The sequence below is a fragment of the Candidatus Frankia nodulisporulans genome (assembly GCF_902806475.1).
GTDB classification, from domain to species: Bacteria; Actinomycetota; Actinomycetes; order Frankiales; family Frankiaceae; genus Frankia; species Frankia umida.
The window spans coordinates 1-286 of sequence record NZ_CADCWS010000594.1; the positions used below are offsets into that span (position 1 = coordinate 1).

1 protein-coding gene is annotated in these 286 nt (G+C 78.0%); it reads left to right on the top strand.

Annotated elements, in window-relative coordinates:
- The coding region (locus tag G6R24_RS21520; RefSeq protein WP_225438915.1) for a hypothetical protein at positions 1 to 286 on the top strand (286 nt) is incomplete at both ends.

Sequence of the window (286 nt, forward strand, 5' to 3'; positions counted from 1 at the left end):
GCTGTCGCCGGCGTGTGCGCCGTTTGCCGCCTGGTGGGACACGGAGGCCGGCCGGCGCCGCAAGTTGCGGACCCCGGAGCATCAGGCGGTACTCGCTGACGCCCGGCAGGTTCGGGCGTTGGCCGGGGTGGCGGTGGCGCAGGCCCGCAGCCAGTGCAAGACGGCCCGGGAGGCCTCCGCCAACCCGCTGGCCGCCCGCCGCCGTGCCGCCCGCCTCGCCGCCAAGACCGCCAAGGGCCGCAGAAGGGCCGCTAGGGCCGAAGTGCGGGCCGCCCGGGTGGCCTAC